The organism is Azospira sp. (genome assembly GCF_030247495.1).
Lineage (GTDB): Bacteria > Pseudomonadota > Gammaproteobacteria > Burkholderiales > Rhodocyclaceae > Azospira > Azospira oryzae.
This window is the reverse complement of record NZ_JAOTRW010000002.1, coordinates 358,968-381,763: the sequence shown is the minus strand read 5'-3', so window position 1 is coordinate 381,763 and position 22,796 is coordinate 358,968. Positions and strand designations below refer to the sequence as shown.

Sequence of the window (22,796 nt, the reverse complement as noted above, 5' to 3'; positions counted from 1 at the left end):
CGTCCCCTTTCGCCCTAGGATAATGCCGGGGGCAAGAAAAAAGGCTGCCCGCGGCAGCCTTTTTCGGGGAGGCGCATTGGCCGCCGAGCCCTGGCGTTCAGTCGTGGGGCAGGGTGTCGCTGAAGGCGGGGCGCTGCATCAGCTTCTCGTGGATGCGGGCCAGGCCCGGATAGGCCGGCCGCCATTCGATGTCGGCAAAGCGGAAGTCCAGGTAGCCCAGGGCGACGCCCACGGCGATGTCCGCCAGGGAGAAGTGGGTGCCCATACACCAGGGGTTTTCGCCCAGTTCCTTGGCCATGTAGTCCAGGGTGCGCTGGATCTTTTCCCGTTGCCGGGCGATGGTGGCTCCATCCTGCTTCTGCTTCGGCCGTTTGCCTTCGAGGAAGGTGGCCACCGCCGCTTCCAGCAGGCCGTCGGCCAGGGCCTCCCAGCGCTTCACTTCCATGCGTTCCCGGTTGGGGGCGGGCATCAGCTTGTTGTTGGGGGTGACGTTGTCCAGGTATTCGACGATGACCCGGGAATCGAACAGGGGCGTGCCGTCGTCCAGCAGCAGGACGGGAATCTTGCCCAGGGGGTTGTGCTCCGGAACGCGGCTTTCCGGCGTCCACGGCGACTCGATTTCGAACTCGGCCTCGATCTTCTTTTCCGCCAGGACCACCCGTACCTTGCGCACGAAGGGGCTGGTGTAGGAACCGATCAGTTTCATGAGCTTCTCGTTGTCTGTATGCGTGTTTTCGACCGGGCAGGCCCGGCCGGATGGGGAGGCAAAGTATAACACCCCGGACCACCGTCCCCTGCCAAGCAAGTCACGTACGCCATGCCGTGCTGGTTCGGGGACGGCAATTCCGGTTTGCCCAGACCTTTGCCCGGCGGGTAAAATTCCGCTCTTGGCTCAACAGGATACCCATTCCATGTCTCTTCACGCTCTCACCGCCCTTTCCCCCCTGGACGGCCGCTATGCCGGCAAGGTGGATGCCCTGCGTCCCCAGTTCTCTGAGTACGGCCTGATCCGCCGCCGCCTCCAGGTGGAAATCGAATGGCTCAAGGCCCTGGCGGCTGAACCCCATTTCGCCGAAATCCCCGCCTTCTCCGCCGCCACCGTGGCCGAGCTGGATGCCCTGGTGGCCGGTTTCGGCCCCGAACAGGCCGCCGAGGTGAAGGCCATCGAGGCCACCACCAACCACGACGTGAAGGCCCTGGAATACTGGATCAAGGACAAGACCAAGGCCAACGCCGAAGTCACCAAGGTCACCGAATTCATCCACTTCGCCTGCACCTCCGAAGACATCAACAACCTCTCCCACGCCCTCATGCTCAAGGCCGCCCGGGACGAGGTGATGCTGCCCTCCCTGGACAAGGTCATCGGCCGCCTGCGCGACCTGGCCCATGAACTGGCCGAGGTGCCCATGATGAGCCGCACCCACGGCCAGCCCGCCACGCCTTCCACCATGGGCAAGGAATTGGCCAACGCCGTCTATCGCCTCAACCGGGCCCGCGTCCGCATCGCCGAGGTCGGCCTGCTGGGCAAGATCAACGGCGCCGTGGGCAACTACAACGCCCACCTGGCCGCCTACCCCGGTTTCGACTGGGAAGGCTTCGCCAAGCGCTTCGTCGAGAGCCTGGGCCTGGAATTCAACCCCTACACCATCCAGATCGAGCCCCATGACGCCATGGCCGAACTGTATGACGCCTTCGCCCGCACCAACACCATCCTCATCGACCTGGACCGGGACGTCTGGGGCTACATCTCCCTGGGCTTCTTCAAGCAGAAGGTGAAGGCCGGCGAAGTGGGTTCCTCCACCATGCCGCACAAGGTCAATCCCATCGACTTCGAGAACTCCGAAGGCAACCTGGGCCTGGCCAACGCCGTGCTCAAGCATCTCTCCGAGAAGCTGCCCATCTCCCGCTGGCAGCGGGACCTGACCGACTCCACCGTGCTGCGCAACATGGGTGTCGGCCTCGGCTACGCCCTGCTCGGCTACGATTCCCTGCTGCGCGGCCTGAACAAGCTGGAAGTGAATGCCCAGGCCATGCACGACGACCTCAACGCCAACTGGGAACTGCTGGCCGAACCGATCCAGACCGTCATGCGCCGCTACGCCGTGCCCCAGGCCTACGAGAAGCTCAAGGAACTGACCCGGGGCACCCGCGTCACCCGCGAAGGCATGCAGACCTTCGTGCAGTCCCTGGAAATCCCGGAAGCCGCCAAGGCCGAACTGCTCAAGCTGACGCCCTGGGACTACACCGGCAAGGCTGCCGAACTGGCCAAGCGCATCTAAGCCCATGCGCTGCCCCCGCTGCGATCAGCCCATGGAGGACCGTCGGAGCGACCTCTGCCCCGACTGTCTTGAAGCCCGGCAGAAGGCCATGGTCCGGGGCGCCCGCCAGGGCGGCCTGGCCGGCCTGTTGCTGGGCCTGCTGCTGGCCGGCCTGCTGCTCGGCGCCTACGGGCCCGAGCGGGGCATCAAGGCCATCGCCTTCGGCATCGCCTCGGCCTGCGCCATCACCGGCGTGCTGTTCGGCATGCTGCGCCGGCGCTGATTTTTTTCTCCCAAGAACCACAACCAGAGTTTCCCCATGAGCTTTGCTGAAAACCTGAAGAAGCTGCCGGGCATTTCCCACCTGGCCGCCATCAACCTGCTCGATGCCGAAGGCAATACCGTTGCCACCATCGAGAACAAGCCGGGCAGCGCCGGTTCCGTCGCCGTCTATAACCACCTGGCCCAGACCTACGGCGCCATCACGCCCCAGGCCGCGCTGAAGGGCATCGAGATCTATGCCGAGCACAGCGAGGATGCCAAGCTGCATCCGGGCAAGCATCCCAATATCGATCGCCTGATCCAGCTGGCGGCCGAGGGCAAGACCCTGCGCGCCAAGCACGTCTTTGCCGTGTAAAAGTTGTAAAAATCCGGTGGAAAAGGGCGGCTGCGGCCGCCTTTTTTCTTGCTCCCAGCCCGGCTGGAAGCCGCATCTGCAGCCGTTTCCAGGCTGTTGCTCCGGTCTTGTCCGGTGGGTGCCGTACATTGACGCCGGCTGATATGCCATTGCCTTGAGTCGTATAATTGCCCGTCGTTGCGCCGCGCCTTGCGGTGCCACCGTCAGCCTTTCCATTCAAACCACAACACGAGAGAAATGCCATGAAGAAACTGCCCAAGCTCCTGCTCGCCCTTTCCGCCCTGGCCGTGGCCGCCGGCGCTTCCGCCCAGGTCAAGCCTGAAGACGCCATCAAGTACCGCAAGGCCGGCTACTCCTACATGTCCTGGAACATGGGCAAGATCAAGGAGCAGACCATCGACAACCCGGCTGCCTACAACAAGGACCAGGTCCTGGCCGCTGCCCGCACCATCGCCGCCATCGCCAACTCCGGCATGGGCGCCCTCTACGTGCCCGGCTCCGACAAGGACGCCGGCGGCCAGAAGACCCGGGTCAAGCCCGAGTTCTTCCAGCAGCAGGAGGAAGTGGGCAAGATCGCCCGCGCCTTCAATGCCGAAGCCAACAAGCTGGCCGAAGTGGCTGCCGGCGGCGACGTGAACGCCATCAAGGCCCAGTTCGGCAAGACCGGCGAGACCTGCAAGTCCTGCCACGACAAGTTCCGCATGAAGGACTGAGGTCCTTGCGCCCGGCAGGCGACCCTGGCGTCGTCCTGTCCGGAGCGTGCAGGCAAAGAAAAGGCCGCCCGTGGGCGGCCTTTTCTTTGGGGGACTCGACGCTTACCAGCTGGGCGTGGCCGGTGCCGATGCCGGCGGCGGGGGCGGCGGTGCGATCCAGACGCCGGAAGCGCCCCAGACGGCCAGGGCCGCCAGGGCCAGGGCGACGATGAAGGCCACCAGGCCGCCGCCCTGGGCATGGGCGGTGGCGGGCACGGCGGGCTGTGCTGCCGGCAGCTCCTTCCAGCCGGTGAGCATGGGCTTGACCAGGTTGTCCTTCTTCACCCGGGCGTAGAAGACGATGGCGCCCACGTGCACCAGCACCAGGGCCAGGATCAGGGGAAAGGCGCCCTTGTGCAGGCCGGAGAGGGTGTCGGAGAGATCCTTGCCCACCAGGTCCATGAGGGGGCCGCGGAAGGCGATGTCGTCGTTGGCGAAGAGGCCGGATACCACCTGGAACAGCAGCAGGGCCAGCAGGGCCAGGACGGAGAGGGCGCCCAGGGGATTGTGGCCCAGGCCCTGCCAGCGGCCCTGCAGATAGGCCTTGATGGCGCCGGGGCCGGGCACGAACTGGCTGAAGCGGGCGTAGGTGGAACCGGCTACGCCCCACACCAGACGGAACACCAGCAGGCCGACGATGGCCAGGCCCAGCTTGCCGTGAACGAAGATGGCGTTGCCGCCGACCTGGCCGGTGACCACGGCGCCCAGCACCAGGGCGGCCAGCAGCCAGTGGAAGAGGCGGGTGGGCAGGTCCCACACCTTGATTTTCTGCGTGCTCACGAGTGTTTCTCCCTCATGCAAGTAAAACGGGCCGCCCGCGGTGGCAGGCGACCCGTCGAATTGTAGCCCCTGCCGCAGGGGCGGGGCTGTGGCCGAATGTAACCGGCCGTTGCTGATCCAGACTCAGACGCAGGCGCCGTCGTCGCTGACGTTGGGGTCCTTGGCCTTGGGGGCCTTGATGAACTGCTCCCGGGACACCCCCAGCCACATCACCAGGGGGCTGGCCACCAGCACCGAGGAGTAGATGCCGAAGAGGATGCCGATGGTCAGGGCCATGGCGAAGTAGTGCAGGGTCTCGCCGCCGAACACCAGCATGGACAGCACCATCATCTGGGTGGAGCCGTGGGTGATGATGGTGCGGGAGATGGTGCTGGTGATGGCGTGGTCCAGCACCTGGGGCGTGGTCATGCCGCGGGCCTTGCGGAAGGTTTCCCGCACCCGGTCGAAGACCACCACGGATTCGTTCACCGAGTAGCCCAGCACCGCCAGCACCGCCGCCAGCACCGAGAGGGAGAATTCCCACTGGAAGAAGGCGAAGAAGCCCAGGATGATGATGACGTCGTGCAGGTTGGCGATGATGGCCGACACCGAGAAGCGCCATTCGAAGCGGAAGGCCAGGTAGATGACGATGCCGATGATCACCACCAGCAGGGCCATGGCGCCGTTCTCGGCCAGTTCCTTGCCCACCTGGGGGCCGACGAACTCGACCCGGCGCAGGGAGGCGGAAGCGTCCTCGGCGGAGAGGGCGGCCATGACGGACTCGCCCAGCTTGGCCGTGTTCTGCTCGGACTTCAGGGGCAGGCGGATCAGCACGTCCTGGGAGGAGCCGAAGTTCTGCACCGAGTAGTCGGAGAAGCCGGACTTGCCCAGGGCGCCGCGGATTTTCTCCAGGTCGGCGGCCTGGCTGTAGCTGACCTCGATCAGGGTGCCGCCGGTGAATTCCACCGACAGGTGCAGGCCCCGGGTGGCGAGGAAGAACACGGCCAGGAGGAAGGTGACCAACGAAATGACGTTGAACACCAGCGCATGGCGCATGAAGGGGATGTCCTTGCGGATCTTGAAAAATTCCATGTTGAGTATCCCTTGCTAGGCGCTTACTTGGCGCTGTCCAGGCCGGGCTTCCAGACCTGGCCGATGGAGACCTTGTCCAGCTTCTTGCGGCGACCGTAGATGAGGTTGACCAGGGCCCGGGAGACCACCACGGAACTGAACATGGAGGTCAGGATGCCCAGGCAGTGCACCACGGCGAAGCCCCGGATGGGGCCGGAGCCGAAGGCCAGCAGGGCAACGCCGGCGATCAGGGTGGTGACGTTGGAGTCCAGGATGGTGCCGAAGGCCCGCTCGTAACCGGCAGAGATGGCCGCCTGGGGACTGGCGCCGTTGCGCAGTTCTTCCCGCACCCGTTCGTTGATCAGCACGTTGGAGTCGATGGCCATACCCAGGGTCAGGGCGATGGCGGCGATGCCCGGCAGGGTCAGGGTGGCCTGCATGAGGGACAGCAGGGCCACCAGGAACATCAGGTTGGCTGCCAGGGCCAGGGTGGAGATGAGGCCGAACATGAGGTAGTAGCACATCATGAAGGCGGCAATGGCGAGGAAGCCCCACAGGGTGGAGTGGAAGCCCTTGCTGATGTTGTCGGCGCCGAGGGAGGGGCCGATGGTGCGCTCTTCGACGATGTCCATGGGCGCCGCCAGGGAACCGGCCCGCAGCAGCAGGGCGGTGTCGTTGGCTTCCATGGTGCTCATCTTGCCGCTGATCTGGACCCGGCCGCCGCCGATTTCGGTGCGGATCACCGGGGCGGTGACCACTTCGCCCTTGCCCTTTTCAATGAGCAGGATGGCCATGCGCTTGCCCACGTTCTCCCGGGTGATGTCCTTGAAGATGCGGGCGCCGGCGGAATCCAGGGTCAGGTGCACCGCCGGTTCGTGGGTCTGGCCGTCGAAGCCGGGCTGGGCGTCGGTGAGGCGGTCGCCGGTCAGCACCACCTGCTTCTTCACCAGCAGGGGCGAGCCGCCCCGTTCGCTGTAAAGCTCGGTGCCGAAGGGTGCCTGGCCGGCCATGGCCGCTTCCAGGGCGCCCGGGGTGTCGTCCACCATGCGGATTTCCAGGGTGGCGGTGCGGCCCAGGATGTCCTTGGCCTTGGCCGTGTCCTGCACGCCGGGCAGCTGCACCACGATGCGGTCGGCGCCCTGCTGCTGGATCACCGGCTCGGCCACGCCCAGCTCGTTGATCCGGTTGTGCAGGGTGGTGATGTTCTGCTTCAGGGCGAAGTCCTGGATGCGCTTGACCGCCGTGGGCTTCAAGCTGGCGGTGAGTTTCAGGTCGGAGCCGTCCTGGCCGTCCACGAAGGTCAGGTCGGGCTGGTTGTCTTCCAGCACGATGCGGGCCTTGGTGCGGGTGTCGGCGTCGCGGAACTTGACCACCACCGCATTGCCTTCCCGGTTGATGCCGGCGTGGCGCAGGTTCTTGTCCCGCAGCAGGGTGCGCAGGTCGGCCGACATGGAGTCCAGGCGCTTGGTCAGCGCGCCGGCCATGTCCACCTGCAGCAGGAAGTGCACGCCGCCCCGCAGGTCCAGGCCCAGGTACATGGGCAGGGCGCCCAGGTTGGAGAGCCACTTGGGGGAGGAGGAGAGCAGGTTCAGGGCGACCACGTACTGGGCGTCCTGGGGATTCGGGTTGAAGGTCTTTTCCAGCAGGTCCTTGACCTTGAGCTGGGTGTCGGTGTCCTTGAAGCGGGTCTTGACGCCGTTGCTGTCGAGGAAGATGCCGTCGTGGCTGATGCCGGCGCCCTGCAGGGCGGCTTCGACGCGGGACAGCAGCTGGGCATCGGTCTTCAGGGTGGCGCGGGCCGGGGAAAGCTGGACGGCCGGGGCTTCACCGAAGAAATTGGGCAGGGTGTAGAGGAAACCGATCACCAGTGCGACGACGACGGTGATGTATTTCCAGAGCGGATAGCGGTTCATGGGCGGTTCCTGGGGGACCGAAAAAGGCAAGGGGCCGGACGAATCCGGCCCCGGGGATGACTTACAGGGACTTCAGGGTTCCCTTGGGCAGCAGCACCCCGATGGCGGGTTTCTGCACCACGACTTCGGTGTTGGGGGCGATTTCCAGATGGACGTAAGCGTCGCCGATCTTGGAGACGCGGCCCACCATGCCGCCCTGGGTGACCACTTCGTCACCCTTCTGCAGGGCGTCCACCATGGCCTTGTGTTCCTTGGCCTTCTTCATCTGGGGGCGGATCATGAGGAACCACAACACCACGAACATCAGGATGATGGGCAGGAATTGCATCAGGCCCCCGGTGGGGTCGGCAGCCTGGCCTGCGGCCTGGGCGTGAGCGGCGCTAATCAGCACGGTTTTACTCCTTGATTGCTTCGAAATTTGAACGGGGCATTGTACCACCGAGCCATGACGCGGATGCCCGGTGGCGGACCTACGGTGCGGCTTTAGCCGGCCGCCGGGCTGGCACCCCGGGAACGGTCCCGATGGAAGTTCTCCATATGGGGCTGCAGGCGCCCTTCTTCAATAGCGGCGCGCAATTCGGCCATCAGCACCTGGTAGTAGTGCAGGTTGTGGATGGTGTTGAGCATGGAGCCAAGGATTTCCCCGGCGCGGAACAGGTGGTGCAGGTAGGCCCGGCTGAAGTTGCGGCAGGTGTAGCAGTCGCAGGACGGGTCCAGGGGGCCGGTGTCCTGGCGGTGGATGGCGTTCTTGATCTTGAGGTCGCCGTAGCGGGTGAACAGGTGGCCGTTGCGGGCGTTGCGGGTGGGCATGACGCAGTCGAACATGTCGATGCCCTGGCTCACCGCATGCACCAGGTCTTCCGGCGTGCCCACGCCCATCAGGTAGCGGGGCTTGTGGGCGGGCAGTTTCGGTGCGGTGTGGGCCAGGATGCGGGCCATGTCTTCCTTGGGCTCGCCCACGGAAAGGCCGCCGATGGCCATGCCGTCGAAGCCCATTTCATCCAGGCCGGCCAGGGATTCGTCGCGCAGGGTCTCGTACATGCCGCCCTGGACGATGCCGAAAAGGGCGTTGCCGTTGCCCAGGCGACGGTGCTCGTCGATGGAGCGCTGGGCCCAGCGCAGGGAGAGGCGCATGGACTTGGCCGCCTCGTCCACGGTGGCCGGGTAGGGCGTGCATTCGTCGAAGATCATGACGATGTCCGAGTTCAGCGTGTGCTGGATGCGCATGGATTCTTCCGGCGTCAGGAACAGCTTGGCGCCGTCGATGGGGGAGGAGAACTTCACCCCTTCCTCGGTGATCTTGCGCAGGGCCCCCAGGGAGAAGACCTGGAAGCCGCCCGAATCGGTGAGGATGGGCTTGTTCCAGCCCATGAAGTCGTGCAGGCCGCCGTGGGCCTTGATTACTTCCAGGCCCGGGCGCAGCCACAGGTGGAAGGTGTTGCCGAGGCAGATCTGGGCGCCGATGTCGTGCAGGGACTGGGGCGTCATGGCCTTGACCGTGCCGTAGGTGCCCACCGGCATGAACACCGGGGTCTGCACCGTGCCGTGGGCCAGGGTCAGGGTGCCGCGACGGGCCTGGCCGTCGGTCTTGAGAAGTTCGAACTGCATGGACGTATTCCTAAAAGCGTTTTTGCCACAGAGGACACAGAGATCACAGAGTAAAACCGGCTGCCGCCAGTTGCGGCAGGGGATGGGTCTGGTCTTTCTCTCTGTGCTCTCTGTGTCCTCTGTGGCTTATTGAATCAATGTTCTTCCCGCTCCAGCAGCATGGCGTCGCCGTAGCTGAAAAAGCGGTATTTTTCTGCCACTGCGTGGGCGTAGGCGGCGCGGATGGGGTCCAGGCCGGCGAAGGCGGAGACCAGCATGAGCAGGGTGGAGCGGGGCAGGTGGAAATTGGTGATGAGCCGGTCCACCACCTGGAAGCGGTAGCCCGGAGTGATGAAAATGTCCGTCTCGCCGCTGCCGGCACGTACCAGGCCGTTGCCGCAGGCGGCCGATTCCAGGGTGCGCAGGGAGGTGGTGCCCACCGCCACCACCCTGCCGCCCCGTTCCCGGGTGGCAGCGATGGCCGCGGCGGTTTCTTCCGGCACGTGGAAGCGCTCGCTGTGCATCTTGTGCTCGTCGATCTTTTCCACGCGCACCGGCTGGAAGGTGCCTGCCCCCACATGCAGCGTCAGCGCGGCTCGGCGGACACCCTGCCCGGAGAGCCGCTCCAGCATTGCCTCATCGAAGTGCAGTCCGGCGGTGGGCGCTGCCACGGCGCCCGGGTGGCGGGCATAGACGGTCTGGTAGCGGGCCTCATCCTCCGCCTCCACCCCGTGCTCGATATAGGGCGGCAGGGGCAGGCGGCCGTACTGTTCGGCCAGGTCCCACAGATTGCCTTCGCCCTCCAGTTCGAGGGCGAAGAACTCGCCCTGGCGGCCGCTGCACACCAGGCTGAAGGCGTTTTCCAGGGTGATGCGGGTGCCGGCCTTGGGCGACTTGCTGGCCCGCACCTGGGCCAGGGCGTGGTGCTCGTCCACGATGCGCTCCAGCAGCACTTCCACCTGGCCGCCGGAGTCCTTCTGGCCGAAGAAGCGGGCCTTGATCACTCGGGTATCGTTGAACACCAGCAGGTCGCCGGGGGCCAGCAGGCCGGGCAGGTCAGTGAAGCGCAGGTCGGCCAGGTGGGGGCCGTCCACGTGCAGCAGGCGGCTGGCGCTGCGTTCCCTGGCCGGATGCTGGGCGATCAGTTCGGGCGGCAGGGGAAAGTCGAAAAGGTCGACGGAAAGGCTCATGGTCTTGCGGCTTTGGCGGTGGTGCCCGGAGCAGGCGGCGGGTGTCCTCGTCCGGCTTGTGGGGGCGTCGTGAATCGGTGATAATGCGCCCCTCGCGCAGTAGTGCCCGCCAGCTCTGGCCGGGCGTCCCGGGCCGGGATGGCGGAATCGGTAGACGCAGCGGATTCAAAATCCGCCGCTGGTAACAGTGTGAGGGTTCGAGTCCCTCTCCCGGCACCAAATACACCCACCCCGTGGGGCGGTTTTTGCAAAGGCCGCATTCTCTCACAGTCTTCGTTCCGGGATAAATTCGGCACCTTTTGATCTGGCCATGCGCCGTTTTGCCGCGCTGTGGTTAGACTGTGGCCTGTTTTTCCCTTACGCCCGTTACCCATGAACGCTTCCACACTCGCCAGCCTCTCCCGTCCCACACCCGGGCAGGCCTGGTGGCTCGCCCTGCGGCCCCGCACCCTGCCGGTGGCGGCGGCCCCGGTGCTGTCCACCTGCGCCCTGGCCTGGTCGGAAACGGGCCAGCTGCGCTGGCTGGTGGCCCTGGTGACCCTGGCGGCGGCCCTGCTGATCCAGATCGGCACCAACCTGCTCAACGACGTGGGCGACTTCGAGCGCGGCACGGACACGCCGGACCGCCTGGGCCCGCCCCGGGCCACGGCCATGGGCTGGCTCAGCGCCGCCCAGGTCAAGCGGGGCGGCTTCCTGGCCCTGGGCGGCGCCTTCCTGCTGGGCATCTATCTGGTGGGGCAGGGCGGCTGGCCCATCGTCTTGCTCGGCCTGGCTTCCCTGTTCTGCGGCTGGGCCTACACCGGCGGCCCCAAACCCATTGCCTACGGGCCTTTCGGCGAGGTCTTCGTGTGGCTGTTCTTCGGTCTGGGGGCGGTGCTCGGCACCTACTACCTGCAGACCGGCGGCCTCAGCCGGGCCGCCCTGGCCCTGGCCAACATGTCCGGCCTGTTCGCGGCGGCGGTGATCGTGGTGAACAACACCCGGGACCGGGCCGGGGATGCCCGGGCCGGCAAGCGGACCCTGGCGGTGCGCCTGGGCCTGACGGGATGCCGGGTGGAATACGGGCTGTTGATGCTGGCGCCCTTCGTTTTGCTGGGCTGGCTGGCCGCCTCCGGCCACCATCTGGCCGCCGGCCTGCCCCTGCTGGCGCTGCCGCCGGCCCTGCTGCTGGTGGTGCGCTTCGCCCGGGCGACGCCGGGTACCGGCCATAACCTGCTGCTCGGCCGCACCGCCCAGTTGCAGCTGCTGTTCTCCTTCCTGCTGCTCCTGGGCTGTCTCTTTCGACCCGGCTGATCCGGCTTAGACCGTCTCGGCTGCGGCCTGGGGTTCGAACCAGCTGAGCTGGGGCTGCAGCTGCAGCACGCCGCCGACGAAAATCAGGGCCGGCGTGGTGATGCCCGCTTCCTGCACCTTCGCTTCCAGAGTGGCCAGATCGGCCACCACCACCCGCTGCTGGCGGGTGGTGCCCTGTTGCACCACGCCAGCCGGGGTCTGCGGGGAGAGGCCGTGGGCGATCATCTGCCGGCTGATTTCTCCCAGGCCGGCAATTCCCATGTAGAAAACCACGGTCTGCTTGGGCCGGGCCAGGGCCTGCCAGTCCAGATTGACCGTGCCGTCCTTCAGGTGGCCGGTGGCGAACACCAGCACCTGGGCGTGGTCCCGGTGGGTCAGGGGGAAGCCGGCGTAAGCGGCGCAGCCGGCCGCCGCGGTGACGCCGGGCACCACCTGGAAGGGCACGCCGTGGCGGGCCAAGATCTCCAGCTCCTCGCCGCCGCGGCCGAAAATGAAGGGGTCGCCGCCCTTGAGGCGGACCACACAGCGGTATTTCTGGGCCAGCTGTACCAGCAGGTGGTTGATGTCGTCCTGGGGCAGGGTGTGTTTCGAGGCTTCCTTGCCGGCGTAGATGATCTCGGCGTCGGGCCGGGCCAGGTCCAGGATGCCGTCGCCAATGAGGTGGTCGTAGACCAGCACGTCGGCCTGGGCAATCAGGCGGGCGGCGCGTACCGTCAGCAGGTCGGGGTCGCCAGGGCCGCCGCCGACGAGATAGACGGTGCCGGGCAGGGCAGGGTGGGTGCGGTTCGGATCGGGCATGAGCATTATTTTTTCTCGTTTGGCAAAAGGCAGCATAGCCGGGCTGGCCGTCGGCCTTCAATCCCTTTTGGGGGTGTTTCGGCCTAGGCACCACTCTAGTGAATATCCCTACTTTTTGAAGTTGATTCGCATCAAGGATTTGGACAAGTCACCGGGCGCAATCTTTCGCCATCCCCGGATGCTGTGTCGGGGGTAACGGTTTGCTGATAATTCCTATTGAGGAGAGGAAAGCATGAAAAAGGGAGTTAGTGCCTTTATCTTTACGGCCCTCGCGGCCGCCATGGGCTCCGCTTTCGCTGCACCCGCAGCCAATGCGCCGAGCCTGACCAAGGAAGCCAAAGAGGCTTCCGCCAAGATCTACTTCGAGCGTTGCGCCGGCTGCCACGGCATGCTGCGCAAGGGCGCCACCGGCAAGAACCTGGAGCCGGCGAACACCCAGAAGCTCGGCCAGGGCCGTCTGGAAAAGATCCTGACCTACGGTACCGAAGGCGGCATGCCCAACTTCGACGACATCCTGTCCAAGGATGAAATCAAGAACATGGCCACCTACATCCAGCAGCAGCCGGATGTGCCGCCCGAGTGGGGCATGAAGGAAATGAAGGCCAACTGGAAGGTGCACGTGCCCGTGGCCGAGCGCCCCACCAAGCAGATGAACAACATCAATCTGCAGAACGTCTTCTCCACCACCCTGCGTGACTCCGGCGAAGTGGCCCTGATCGACGGCGACACCAAGAAGATCTGGGGCATCGTCAAGACCGGCTACGCCGTGCACATTTCCCGTACTTCCGCTTCCGGTCGCTACGTCTATGTGATCGGCCGCGACGGCCGTCTGGACCTGATCGACATGTGGTTCGAGAAGCCCACCATCGTCGCCACCCTGAAGGCCGGCCTGGAAGCCCGTTCCGTCGATACCTCCAAGTTCAAGGGCTGGGAAGACAAGTACGCCATCGTCGGTTCCTACTGGCCGCCCCAGTACACCATCCTGGACGGCATGACCCTGGAGCCCCTGAAGAACGTCTCCACCCGCGGCATCACCGTGGATGGCGAGTATCACCAGGAGCCCCGCGTTGCCTCCATCGTTTCCTCCCTGATCAAGCCCGAGTGGGTGGTGACGGTGAAGGAATCCGGCCTGGTCAAGCTGGTGGATTACTCCGACGTGAAGAACCTGAAGGAAACCACCATCGAAACCGCCAAGTTCCTGCATGACGGCGGTTGGGATGCCACCAAGCGTTACTTCCTCGTCGCTGCCAACGCCTCCAACAAGGTGGTGGTCGTCGATACCAAGGAAGGCAAGCTGGCCGCCCTGGTCGATACCAAGCCCAAGCCCCACCCCGGCCGCGGCGCCAACTTCGTGCATCCGAAGTTCGGTCCCGTGTGGTCCACTTCCCACCTGGGTTCCGACGTTATCAGCCTGATCGGTACCGATCCGGAGAAGCATCCCCAGTACGCCTGGAAGGTCGTGGCCGAGCTGAAGAACCACGGTTCCGGTTCCCTGTTCGTCAAGACCCATCCCAAGTCCAACAACCTGTGGGCCGATGCCCCGCTGATGCCGGAGAAGGATGCTGCCGAATCCGTCACCGTGTACAGCATCGACCAGCTGGGCAACCCGGATGCCAAGCCTGAGGTGATCAACGTCGCCAAGATGGCCGGCCTGCCGGAAACCAAGGGCGTGAAGCGGGTGGTGCATGCCGAGTACAACGAGAAGGGTGACGAAGTCTGGTTCTCCGTTTGGACGGGCAACAAGACCGAGCCTTCCGCCATCGTGGTGCTGGACGACAAGACCCGCAAGTTCAAGACCGTGATCAAGGATCCGAAGCTGGTCACGCCCACCGGCAAGTTCAACATCCACAACACCCAGCACGACGTGTACTAAGCGTTATTGTCGGAATCGTTGTCTAATGACCGGGGGCTGCGGCCCCCGGTTTTTTCATGGTGCACGCCTTTTGTCGAAGGAGATGAGGATGTCACTGACGACCCGAACCCTGCTCTGCGCCGCCCTGCTCGGCGTGGTTGCCGTACCGGCCCAGGCCGCGGACAAGAAGCGGGATGCCGCCATGCTCGAACTGGCCGAGCGGCACCGCTGCCTCAATTGCCACGAGGTGGACGTCAAGGTGCGGGGTCCGGCCTGGCGCGAGGTGGGGCGCCGCTACCGGGACGACCCGGAAGCCGAGGCCCGCCTGCTGGTGAAGGTGAGGGAAGGCGGCAGCGGCGTCTGGGGCGACGATTTCATGTCGCCCAACAAGCGGGTCAGCGATGCCGACCTGCAGGCCCTGGTGCGCTGGATACTCTCCCTGCGCTAAGACTGGCGCCCTTTTCCGGCCGCCCCTGCGACCTTTGGTCGCATCCCCTTGGCGGCCGTTGAACCCTAGAATTACGGGGTTCGCCACCCTCTCGCCAAAGCCGGCATGGCCGCCCTGGCGACGGCGTTTCCGGCAGTCCCGCGAGCCCTCGTCGGGATGCCGCTGCGGGGCCCCTCGCGGCCCGAAAAGGATCGTTTTCTGTCTGCTTCATTGCCCAGTCCATGGCCCTCCCTCTCCCGGGGGCGCCGGGGCTCGATCTTCCTGCTGGTGCTGGCCCTCCATGGGGGCGGTCTGGCCTACGCCCTGCATTCCGGTAGTGCCGTGGTCAGCGCCATGGTGCCCCAGCCGATGAGCGTGCGCCTCATCGACGCCGCGCCTGCGGCCAGGCCCCAGCCCGAGGTGGCGCCGCCCCAGCCGATGCCGCCCAAGGTCGAGCGGCCGCGGCAGCCCAAGGCGCCGGCCCCCGTGCCGCTGGCGAAGACGCCGGCACCGATACTGGCCGCAACGCCGGCGGCGGCCGTCAGCAGCGACTTCGTCGCTCCCGAAGCACCGCCCAGCCGTCCCGCCAGCAGCACCATTGCGGCCGCACCTACCCTGGTGCCGGCCCGTTTCGATGCGGACTACCTGCACAACCCGAAACCTGTTTACCCCCCCATGTCCCGCCGTTTCGGCGAGGAAGGCAAGGTTCTGCTCAAGGTGCGGGTGACGCCCCAGGGCACGGCGGAGCAGGTGGATATCCAGACCGGTAGCGGCTATTCCCGCCTCGACAGCGCCGCCCGGGAGGCCGTCCAGCGCTGGCGTTTCGTCCCCGCCCGGCGCGGCGACGAGGCCGTGGCAGCCTCGGTCATCGTTCCCATCACTTTCGCTCTCGACAGCTAACCCATTGCAGGAGTCCCCATGAACACCCAACTCGGTCTTTCCCATTTCTGGGCCCAGGGAGATGGGGTTTCCCATTCCGTCGCCCTGATCCTGCTGCTGCTGTCGGTGGCCAGCTGGTGCGTCATCGTCGGCAAGTTCATCGCCCACTGGCGCGCCTCCCGCACCCAGAGCCGGGCCCTGGCCGCCTTCTGGCAGGCCGATTCCCTGCCCGAAGCCTTGGAAGCCATCCGCCGCGAGGACGCCAGCGGCATCCTGGCCGGCCTGGCCCTCTCCGGCGCCCACGCCGCCCAGGCCCATGAGCAGCATGCGGCCCGGGGCATCGGCGCCGGCGTCAATGCCAGTGAATTCGTCACCCGCTGCCTGCGCCAGAGCATCGTCACCGCCCAGGCCCGCATCGAGCAGGGCCTCACCTTCCTCGCTTCGGTGGGCTCGACGGCGCCCTTCATTGGCCTGTTCGGCACGGTGTGGGGCATCTACCACGCTTTGGTGGGCCTCTCCGGCTCTTCCCAGGTGGTGCTGGACAAGGTGGCCGGTCCCGTCGGCGAGGCCCTGATCATGACCGCCGCCGGCCTCTTCGTCGCCATTCCCGCCGTGCTGGCCTACAACGCCTTTACCCGGGCCAACCGCCTGGTGCTGGCCCAGATGGACGGCTTTGCCCACGACCTCCACGCCTATCTCACCACCGGCGTGCGTCTCTCCAGCACCGTGCCCCAGGGCGGCCTGGTGCGGGTTGCCTGAGGCCGCCGGCATGGCTTTCGGATCCTTCAACGAGGGCGGCAGCGCCCAGCCCATGGCGGAAATCAACACCACGCCCCTGGTGGACGTGATGCTGGTGCTTTTGGTGATCTTCATCATCACCGCGCCCCTGCTCAATCAGGCCGTGCCGGTGGATCTGCCCAAGGTCAGCGCCACCCAGGTGGAGCAGAAACCCCAGGTGGTGCAGCTGGCCCTGGACGGCAACAGCCAGGTCTTCATCAACGGCGAGGTCGTGGCCGGCGAAGCCCTGGCCACCCGCCTGCAGGGCCTGGCCGGGCCGGAAACGGAACTGCACCTGCGGGCCGACCGCGGCACCCGCTACGAGAAGGTGGCGGAAGTGATGGCCACCGCCCAGCGGGTGGGCATCGCCAAGATCGCCTTCGTCACCGAGGAACCCGCCCGTCCTTGAGGTCGGGATTGTTCCGCCGGGGCGGGAAAATCCCTCCTTGCGCTTGCCCCGCTTTTTTCCCACTATGAAACAGGTGGGCATCTGGGCATGGGCGAAAGGAGGCGGGCATGGATATGGATGGCCTGGTCAAGGCGCTGGAACTGCGTTTTGCCTGCACCTGCTGCGCCGACGGTTGCCGCCTGCGTTCCTACCGGGGGCACAGCCTGCTCTGCCTGACCTACGATACGCCCTGGGTGCCCCACACCTGGGAGGATTTCGTCCGCTTTGACGACGGCACCCGCCGCAACATGCTGGAATTCCTGCGCCTGGAACTGGGCATTTCGGAAAGCGTGGAGATTTCCATCGAACATGCGGCCCGGGCCCTGCGCCTGCGCTGGATGCCCGTCGGCACCTGCGGCGTCATGCAGGTGCCAGACCCGCCCCTGTATTTCGAGCGCACCCAGCAACTGGACAAATACCGCACCGACGAACACGTCATGGGGCGCAACTTCAGCCAGTTCTGAAGCGCCGGCCAGCAAAAAGGGACTCCCGCGGGAGTCCCTTTGCTTTGCTGCGTCCGGACAGGCTCAGTGCTTCATGGCGCCGTGGTTGTGCTGGCCCATGTCTTCCGGCTTGGCGGCGGGCACCTGGATCTTGCGTACCGGGGCTTCGATCTTGGTGGAGGAGCCGTCGTCCAGCTTCAGGGTGATGGGCACCACGTCGCCTTCCTTCAGGTCCTGCTTGAGGCCGATCAGCATGACGTGCAGGCTGCCGGGCTGCAGTACGGCCTCGCCCTTGGCCTTGACCTCGATGTCGGCCACCGGGCGCATGCGCATGACGCCGTTGTCGTTGATGTGGTTGTGCAGTTCCACCACCTTGGAGACGGGGCTCTCGGCCTTCAGCACCTTGCGGTCGGCGTTGCCGCTGTTCTTGATGACCATGAAGGCGCCGGTGTTGGGGGTGCCGGTGGGAACCAGGCGCACATAGGGGTCTTCCACCTTGATCGGGCTGTCGGCCAGGGCCGGCAGGGCGAACAGGGCGGAACAGGCCAGGGCGGCGGAAATGAGGCGGCGGTGCAGTTGCATGGGGAACTCCTGTGGGTGAAGTCGGTTACTTGGGTTGGGGCAGCAGGCGCCGCATGGCGGCGGCCATGTCTTCCGGCGTCGTGCCGTGGGGCAGGGAGGCGGCCAGGCGGCCGTCGGGAGCCAGCAGGTAGACGAAAGAGGAGTGGTCCACCACATAGCCGCCTTCCGATTTGACCTCCTGCCGGCTGTAGCTGGCGCCGTAGGCGTGGGCAATGGCGGCGATTTCCGACGGGGTGCCGGTCAGGCCCTTGAGCTTGGGGTGGAAAAAGACGGCGTAGTCCTTGAGGCGGGCCACGCTGTCCCGCTCCGGGTCCACGGAGATGAACAGGGGCTGGACCTGGGCCAGTTCCGCCGGCGTCAGCTTTTCCAGGGCGCTGCCGAGGGCCGCCAGGGAGGTGGGGCAGACGTCCGGGCAGTAGGTGTAGCCGAAATAGAGGGCGACCACCTGACCGCGGAAGTTCTGGGTGGCAATACGGCCGTCGGCGCTGTCCAGGCTGAAATCGCCGCCGCTGGGCGGGGCGGCCAGGGTCAGGCCGCCGGGGGCTGGCGGGGTGTCGCGGGAACAGCCGGGCAGGCCCGGGATGGCCAGGGCCAGGATGGTGAGCAGGGTAATGAGGCGCATGGTGTCTTTCAGTGGCCTTCCGGGGCGGCCGACTCGAAGCGGAAGGGGACGGCGATATTCTTGCCGCCGCTGCCGACCAGCACGGTGGCCTGCCAGATCATGGTGCCGGTGATGCAGACGGGCAGGTTGCCCTGCCCGACAAAGGTGCCGGCTTCCTTGGCGGCGGCCAGCAGGGGGCGGTTGTAGCCCATCTTCATGTCCACCCCGGCAAAATCCACCTCCACCTGGCTGGCCGGGATGCCGCTGACCCGGGCGCTCAGGGTCAGGGGCTTGAGGGCCGGCACCGGGCGGGGACTGATGCTGAATTCCACTTCGCCGCCTCCGGGCAGGGCCGCCCGGCAGGGGCCCCGGTTCAGGTCGCAGTCCGAGAGGGGGGCTGCCAGGTCGGTCTTGGGGGTGAGCAGAGGGGCCAGGGTGTAACCGAGGCCGCCGAGGGCGATGACGGCGCCGAGGATGGCCAGGTCATAAATAATTTTTTTGGACATTCGTTGCTTCGGGGCTGGGGCAGGTAATGGGTACCGGTGTTGCGGAGGGCCGGCGGACCGCGTTAGGGCTTGATGGGCCGGGTAGCGGTGCCGCGAAGGCGCGTAATTCCTCGGCTATCCTGACACGATGACGCCAAAGCCGCTACTGGCTTGGCGATGGGCTCGATTCTCAACCCCGAGCCATTTCCCCAATTTAACCTGCATCAAAGTTTAGAAGTGTGGCGGCGCCGATGATGTGCGACATATTGCCGCATAGTAGGTGCGCACCCTATGGTGCCTAGGGCAATAGCAGAGAAATTTCCTTTATTTATCAACGGGAGAGTCAAAATGAAGACTCGTATGAAGCAGACCGTCGCCGCGCTGGTTGCAGCCGGTATCGGTTTCGCGGCAGCGGGGGCTGCCACGGCAGCAGAGTCCCTGCAGGACGTGATGAAACGTCGCAGCCTGTCCCAGCAGGACCTGCTGGCAGCGGCCAAGACCTACGTTCCCACCGGTAAGCGTGATGAATTCGTCGCCTTCTCCTCCGGCGGTCAGTCCGGTCAGGTGATCGTGTATGGCATTCCGTCCATGCGCATCCTCAAGTACATCGGCGTTTTCACCCCCGAACCCTGGCAGGGCTACGGCTACGACGAGAACTCCAAGGCCGTGCTGAACCAGGGCATGATCGACGGCAAGCAGATCACCTGGGGCGACACCCACCACCCGGCCATCTCCGAAACCGATGGCAAGTACGACGGCCAGTTCCTCTTCATCAACGACAAGGCCAATCCCCGTCTGGCAGTGATCGACCTGCGCGACTTCGAGACCAAGCAGATCGTGGTCAACCCGATCTTCAAGTCCGAACACGGCGGCGCCTTCGTCACCCCGAACACCGACTACGTCATCGAGGCTGCCCAGTACGCTTCCCCGCTGGAAAACAAGAAGTTCTACCCCCTCGAAGAGTTCAACGAGAAGTACCGCGGCGGCGTCACCTACTGGAAGTTTGACCGCAAGGAAGGCCGCATCGATCCGAAGCAGTCCTTCTCCCTCGAACTGCCCCCCTACAGCCAGGATTTGTCCGACGCTGGCAAGGGGCCGTCCGACGGCTGGTCCTTCACCAACTCCTTCTGCTCCGAGCGCTATGTGGGCGGTATCGAGAAGGGTCGTCCTCCCTATGAAGCCGGCTGTTCCGCCAAGGACACCGACTATCTGCACGTGATCAACTGGAAGAAGGCTGCCGAACTGGTCGCCAAGGGCATGGCCAAGAAGATCAACGGCCATAACGTCCTGGCAATCGAAACTGCCGTCAAGGAAGGCGTGCTGTTCCTGATTCCGGAACCCAAGTCCCCCCACGGCGTCGACGTGACCCCGGACGGCAAGTTCATCACCGTTGCCGGCAAGCTCGACACCCACGTGTCCGTGTATTCCTTCGACAAGATCCAGGCCGCCATCAAGGCCGGCAAGTTCGAGTCCAAGGACGCCTACGGCATCCCCGTGATCGCCATGAAGGACGCGCTGCACACCCAGGTGCAACTGGGCCTCGGCCCCCTGCACACCCAGTACGACTCCAAGCAGTGTCTGGCCTACACCTCCCTGTACGTGGATTCCCAGGTGGTGAAGTGGAACTTCTGTGAAGGCAAGGTCCTCGACAAAATCAGCGTGCACTACAACATCGGTCACCTGATGACCATGGAAGGTGACTCCGCCGATCCCAAGGGCCGTTACCTGGTGGCGCTGAACAAGCTGTCCATCGACCGCTTCGTGCCCGTCGGTCCCCTGCACCCGCAGAACCACCAGCTGATCGACATCAGCAACGACAAGATGCAGCTCCTGTACGACATGCCCCTGCCGCTGGGCGAGCCGCACTACGTTGTCGCCATCGATGCCGCCAAGCTGAAGCCCGGCGTCCGCTACAAGGTGGGTACCGACTCCCGCACCGACAAGCCGCACCCCGGCGCCGTCCGTGCTGGTGAGGAAGTCACCACCAAGAAGGGCAACAAGATCGAGGTCAAGGGTACCCTGATCCGTTCCCACATCACCCCGGAAACCATCGAGGCTGAAGTGGGCGACGAAATCACCATCCACCTGACCAACCTCGAACGGGCCCAGGACGAGACCCACGGCTTCACCGTCTCCACCTACAACGTCCATGCTTCCGTCGAGCCGGGCAAGACCGTCACGGTCAAGTTCAAGGCCGACAAGGAAGGCGTCTATCCCTACTACTGCACCGAGTTCTGCTCCGCGCTGCACCTGGAAATGCAGGGCTACCTCCTGGTCAAGCCGAAGGGCTGGAAGGCGACCAAGACGGCTGGTGCCGAGAAGGCGATCTACAGCGAAGACGACTACAAGAAGCAGCTGAAGAAGGTGGCCGATACCCAGGCCGTCATTGATCAGGTGGTCGGCTACATCACCTCCGTGAATTACAAGGACTTCCCGGATGTGGTGAACATGATGGACGACGCCGTCGATCAGCTGAACAAGATCAAGGACGCCAAGGCCAAGCATGAAGACGCTGCCAAGAAGAAGGACTGGAACCAGGCCACCCTGTGGGCCGAGCAAGTCTGGCAGTACCAGGTGAAGGCAGCCGACCTCGGCCTGCGCGCCAAGACCTATCTGGAACAGAACGGCGCCAAGAAGGTGAAGTAATCCGCCGGATTTGATTCAGGTAATAGTTGTTGAACGCGGGGAGCATCACCATGCTCCCCGTTTTCTTATGAAAGGGAATACCCATGAAAAAACTGGTGCTTTTCACCGCCCTGGCCGCCGCTGTGGCCGCCCCCGCCTTTGCTGCCGACGGCGCCAAGCTGTTTGCCGAGAAGACCTGCAATGCCTGTCACGGTGCCGAAGGCAAGAAGCCCCTGATGCCCAACTACCCGAAGCTGGCCGGCCAGAACGCCGCCTACGCCGAGCAGCAGATGAAGGACATCAAGAGCGGCGCCCGCAACAACGGCCAGACTGCCGCCATGAAGGGCGTCATGCACCTGGTCAATGACGAAGAAATCAAGGCGCTGGCCGACTACCTGTCCAAGGTCAAGCCCTGATCCGAATCCCCGGAGGACGGCGGTGCGGCTAGCTTGCCGACCGGCGTCTTTTTTTCGGATTGACCCGCATCAAATACAGGCCCCGCCGGGCCCGACTAACATTAGTACATAGCAATTTTCTCTCTGTAAGGGGATTCAAATGAAAAAGCTGATCATCGCCGCCTCCCTTTCCCTCATCGCCCTGGGGGTGGCCCACGCCGGTCCGCCGGCTCCCCACCAAGGCGGTATCGAGTCGAAGGACTACAAGTGGAATGCCCAGGAGGGCGAGAAGATCGAAGCCCTGAAGCTCAAGGGCGACAAGAAGCGCGGCCAGGAAGCCTACGAGGTCTGCGGCGCCTGTCACCTGCCTTCCGGTGCCGGCCGTCCCGATGGCACCTTCCCCCAGCTCGCCGGCCAGCACACCACCGTGCTGATCAAGCAGATGGCCGACATCCGTGCCGGTCTGCGCGACAACCCCACCATGTACCCCTTCGCCGCCACCCTGACCGATCCCCAGGAACTGGCTGATGTGGCCTCCTACATTGAAGGTCTGTGCATCCCCACCGATCACGGCAAGTACGAAGGTGCCGATGCCTCCCTGCAGATCGCCAAGGGCAAGGAGCTGTACGAGAAGGAATGTCTGGAGTGCCACGGCAAGAACGGCGAAGGCGTCAAGGACAAGTTCTACCCCGTGATCGCCGGCCAGCACTACAAGTACCTGCTGCGCCAGATGACCGAGATCCGCGACGGCCACCGCCGTAACGCCAACCCGGACATGGTGAAGATCATCAAGAAGTACAACAACGAACAGCTGGTGGCCATCTCCGCCTACCAGTCCAGCATGACCATGCCCGGCTCCATGTGTGCAGCCAAGCCTGGCAAGAAGAAGTAAGCTTGCAACACTCTGGGCCTCCCCGCAGGGAGGCCCCGGATGAGGGGGAGGCCCGATCCTCCCTCCATCCACCCCTCTCCCGGGGAGAGGGCCTCCGGCGGTTTAGGGAAGGCCGGTCAAAAATAACTAGCA

The 22,796-nt window shown here is 65.0% G+C and carries 25 protein-coding genes and 1 tRNA gene; 15 read left to right on the top strand and 11 right to left on the bottom strand.

Annotated features, from left to right (window positions below; all coding sequences use genetic code 11):
* Window positions 1-97: 97 nt before the first annotated feature.
* On the bottom strand, window positions 98-706 hold the full coding sequence (locus tag OEL49_RS01770) for a glutathione S-transferase (RefSeq protein ID WP_014238342.1): 609 nt from the start codon (window positions 704-706) through the stop codon (window positions 98-100).
* 205 nt (window positions 707-911) lie between these two features.
* On the opposite strand from OEL49_RS01770, the gene purB reads away from it, so the two are divergent.
* The 4 genes from purB (at window position 912) to OEL49_RS01750 (ending at window position 3,608) form a co-directional block, all read left to right on the top strand.
* The gene (gene purB, locus OEL49_RS01765; RefSeq protein WP_130458937.1) at window positions 912-2,279 is read left to right on the top strand and encodes an adenylosuccinate lyase; all 1,368 of its coding nucleotides are present in this window, start codon (window positions 912-914) and stop codon (window positions 2,277-2,279) included.
* Window positions 2,280-2,310: 31 nt separating this feature from the next.
* On the top strand, window positions 2,311-2,541 hold the full coding sequence (locus OEL49_RS01760) for a hypothetical protein (RefSeq protein ID WP_152089589.1): 231 nt from the start codon (window positions 2,311-2,313) through the stop codon (window positions 2,539-2,541).
* 36 nt (window positions 2,542-2,577) lie between these two features.
* Window positions 2,578-2,895 (top strand): DUF2322 family protein, encoded by a 318-nt coding sequence (locus OEL49_RS01755; RefSeq protein ID WP_014238339.1) that lies wholly within the window; start codon window positions 2,578-2,580, stop codon window positions 2,893-2,895.
* A gap of 242 nt (window positions 2,896-3,137) precedes the next feature.
* On the top strand, window positions 3,138-3,608 hold the full coding sequence (locus OEL49_RS01750; RefSeq protein WP_014238338.1) for a c-type cytochrome: 471 nt from the start codon (window positions 3,138-3,140) through the stop codon (window positions 3,606-3,608).
* Between the two features lie 102 nt (window positions 3,609-3,710).
* Here the strand turns inward: OEL49_RS01750 and OEL49_RS01745 are convergent, their stop codons facing one another.
* From OEL49_RS01745 to queA, 6 genes are all read right to left on the bottom strand, one after another.
* Window positions 3,711-4,427 carry a cytochrome b/b6 domain-containing protein gene (locus OEL49_RS01745; protein WP_014238337.1) on the bottom strand — a complete coding sequence of 239 codons (717 nt, stop codon included), beginning with the start codon at window positions 4,425-4,427 and terminating at the stop codon, window positions 3,711-3,713.
* A gap of 123 nt (window positions 4,428-4,550) precedes the next feature.
* Window positions 4,551-5,498: a protein translocase subunit SecF gene (gene secF / locus OEL49_RS01740; RefSeq protein WP_014238336.1), complete on the bottom strand. Its 948-nt coding sequence runs from the start codon at window positions 5,496-5,498 to the stop codon at window positions 4,551-4,553.
* Between the two features lie 23 nt (window positions 5,499-5,521).
* Complete coding sequence (gene secD / locus OEL49_RS01735) at window positions 5,522-7,390, bottom strand: protein translocase subunit SecD (RefSeq protein ID WP_014238335.1); 1,869 nt, start codon at window positions 7,388-7,390, stop codon at window positions 5,522-5,524.
* Window positions 7,391-7,451: 61 nt separating this feature from the next.
* Entirely contained in the window at window positions 7,452-7,781 is a 330-nt protein-coding gene (yajC, locus tag OEL49_RS01730; RefSeq protein ID WP_014238334.1) for a preprotein translocase subunit YajC, read from the bottom strand.
* Between the two features lie 92 nt (window positions 7,782-7,873).
* Window positions 7,874-8,998 carry a tRNA guanosine(34) transglycosylase Tgt gene (tgt, locus tag OEL49_RS01725; protein ID WP_014238333.1) on the bottom strand — a complete coding sequence of 375 codons (1,125 nt, stop codon included), beginning with the start codon at window positions 8,996-8,998 and terminating at the stop codon, window positions 7,874-7,876.
* Window positions 8,999-9,132: 134 nt separating this feature from the next.
* A complete protein-coding gene (gene queA / locus OEL49_RS01720; protein ID WP_152089588.1) occupies window positions 9,133-10,167 on the bottom strand; it encodes a tRNA preQ1(34) S-adenosylmethionine ribosyltransferase-isomerase QueA in 1,035 nt (344 codons plus the stop codon).
* Between the two features lie 132 nt (window positions 10,168-10,299).
* On the opposite strand from queA, the gene OEL49_RS01715 reads away from it, so the two are divergent.
* Together OEL49_RS01715 and OEL49_RS01710 are read left to right on the top strand one after the other, a co-directional pair.
* Window positions 10,300-10,386, top strand: a tRNA-Leu gene (locus OEL49_RS01715).
* Between the two features lie 153 nt (window positions 10,387-10,539).
* On the top strand, window positions 10,540-11,460 hold the full coding sequence (locus tag OEL49_RS01710; protein ID WP_014238331.1) for a 1,4-dihydroxy-2-naphthoate polyprenyltransferase: 921 nt from the start codon (window positions 10,540-10,542) through the stop codon (window positions 11,458-11,460).
* 6 nt (window positions 11,461-11,466) lie between these two features.
* Here OEL49_RS01710 and cobA read toward each other — a convergent pair whose 3' ends face one another.
* Window positions 11,467-12,264: a uroporphyrinogen-III C-methyltransferase gene (gene cobA / locus OEL49_RS01705; protein ID WP_152089587.1), complete on the bottom strand. Its 798-nt coding sequence runs from the start codon at window positions 12,262-12,264 to the stop codon at window positions 11,467-11,469.
* A 226-nt stretch (window positions 12,265-12,490) separates the two neighbouring features.
* Between cobA and OEL49_RS01700 the strand changes: the two genes are divergently transcribed.
* The 6 genes from OEL49_RS01700 to OEL49_RS01675 all read left to right on the top strand — a co-directional run bounded on the left by OEL49_RS01700 (window position 12,491) and on the right by OEL49_RS01675 (window position 17,105).
* Window positions 12,491-14,131, top strand: a complete 1,641-nt coding sequence (locus OEL49_RS01700) for a nitrite reductase (RefSeq protein ID WP_130458930.1) — start codon at window positions 12,491-12,493, stop codon at window positions 14,129-14,131.
* An 88-nt stretch (window positions 14,132-14,219) separates the two neighbouring features.
* Window positions 14,220-14,558 (top strand): c-type cytochrome, encoded by a 339-nt coding sequence (locus OEL49_RS01695; RefSeq protein WP_014238328.1) that lies wholly within the window; start codon window positions 14,220-14,222, stop codon window positions 14,556-14,558.
* Between the two features lie 210 nt (window positions 14,559-14,768).
* The gene (locus OEL49_RS01690) at window positions 14,769-15,437 is read left to right on the top strand and encodes an energy transducer TonB (protein ID WP_152089586.1); all 669 of its coding nucleotides are present in this window, start codon (window positions 14,769-14,771) and stop codon (window positions 15,435-15,437) included.
* 18 nt (window positions 15,438-15,455) lie between these two features.
* Window positions 15,456-16,175 (top strand): MotA/TolQ/ExbB proton channel family protein, encoded by a 720-nt coding sequence (locus OEL49_RS01685; protein ID WP_130458928.1) that lies wholly within the window; start codon window positions 15,456-15,458, stop codon window positions 16,173-16,175.
* 10 nt (window positions 16,176-16,185) lie between these two features.
* Window positions 16,186-16,602, top strand: a complete 417-nt coding sequence (locus OEL49_RS01680) for an ExbD/TolR family protein (protein ID WP_014238325.1) — start codon at window positions 16,186-16,188, stop codon at window positions 16,600-16,602.
* A 107-nt stretch (window positions 16,603-16,709) separates the two neighbouring features.
* Window positions 16,710-17,105, top strand: a complete 396-nt coding sequence (locus tag OEL49_RS01675) for a hypothetical protein (RefSeq protein ID WP_014238324.1) — start codon at window positions 16,710-16,712, stop codon at window positions 17,103-17,105.
* Between the two features lie 63 nt (window positions 17,106-17,168).
* Here the strand turns inward: OEL49_RS01675 and OEL49_RS01670 are convergent, their stop codons facing one another.
* Genes OEL49_RS01670 through OEL49_RS01660 form a run of 3 tightly spaced genes read right to left on the bottom strand, consistent with a single transcriptional unit; the run spans window position 17,169 to window position 18,773 of the window.
* On the bottom strand, window positions 17,169-17,666 hold the full coding sequence (locus OEL49_RS01670) for a copper chaperone PCu(A)C (RefSeq protein ID WP_130458926.1): 498 nt from the start codon (window positions 17,664-17,666) through the stop codon (window positions 17,169-17,171).
* 25 nt (window positions 17,667-17,691) lie between these two features.
* Window positions 17,692-18,288 (bottom strand): SCO family protein, encoded by a 597-nt coding sequence (locus tag OEL49_RS01665; protein ID WP_287873831.1) that lies wholly within the window; start codon window positions 18,286-18,288, stop codon window positions 17,692-17,694.
* Between the two features lie 8 nt (window positions 18,289-18,296).
* The gene (locus tag OEL49_RS01660) at window positions 18,297-18,773 is read right to left on the bottom strand and encodes a hypothetical protein (RefSeq protein WP_014238321.1); all 477 of its coding nucleotides are present in this window, start codon (window positions 18,771-18,773) and stop codon (window positions 18,297-18,299) included.
* 327 nt (window positions 18,774-19,100) lie between these two features.
* On the opposite strand from OEL49_RS01660, the gene nosZ reads away from it, so the two are divergent.
* From nosZ to OEL49_RS01645, 3 genes are all read left to right on the top strand, one after another.
* Window positions 19,101-21,398 (top strand): Sec-dependent nitrous-oxide reductase, encoded by a 2,298-nt coding sequence (nosZ, locus tag OEL49_RS01655; protein ID WP_014238320.1) that lies wholly within the window; start codon window positions 19,101-19,103, stop codon window positions 21,396-21,398.
* Between the two features lie 83 nt (window positions 21,399-21,481).
* Window positions 21,482-21,793 carry a c-type cytochrome gene (locus OEL49_RS01650; protein ID WP_014238319.1) on the top strand — a complete coding sequence of 104 codons (312 nt, stop codon included), beginning with the start codon at window positions 21,482-21,484 and terminating at the stop codon, window positions 21,791-21,793.
* Window positions 21,794-21,932: 139 nt separating this feature from the next.
* On the top strand, window positions 21,933-22,664 hold the full coding sequence (locus OEL49_RS01645; protein ID WP_014238318.1) for a c-type cytochrome: 732 nt from the start codon (window positions 21,933-21,935) through the stop codon (window positions 22,662-22,664).
* Window positions 22,665-22,796 lie beyond the last annotated feature (132 nt).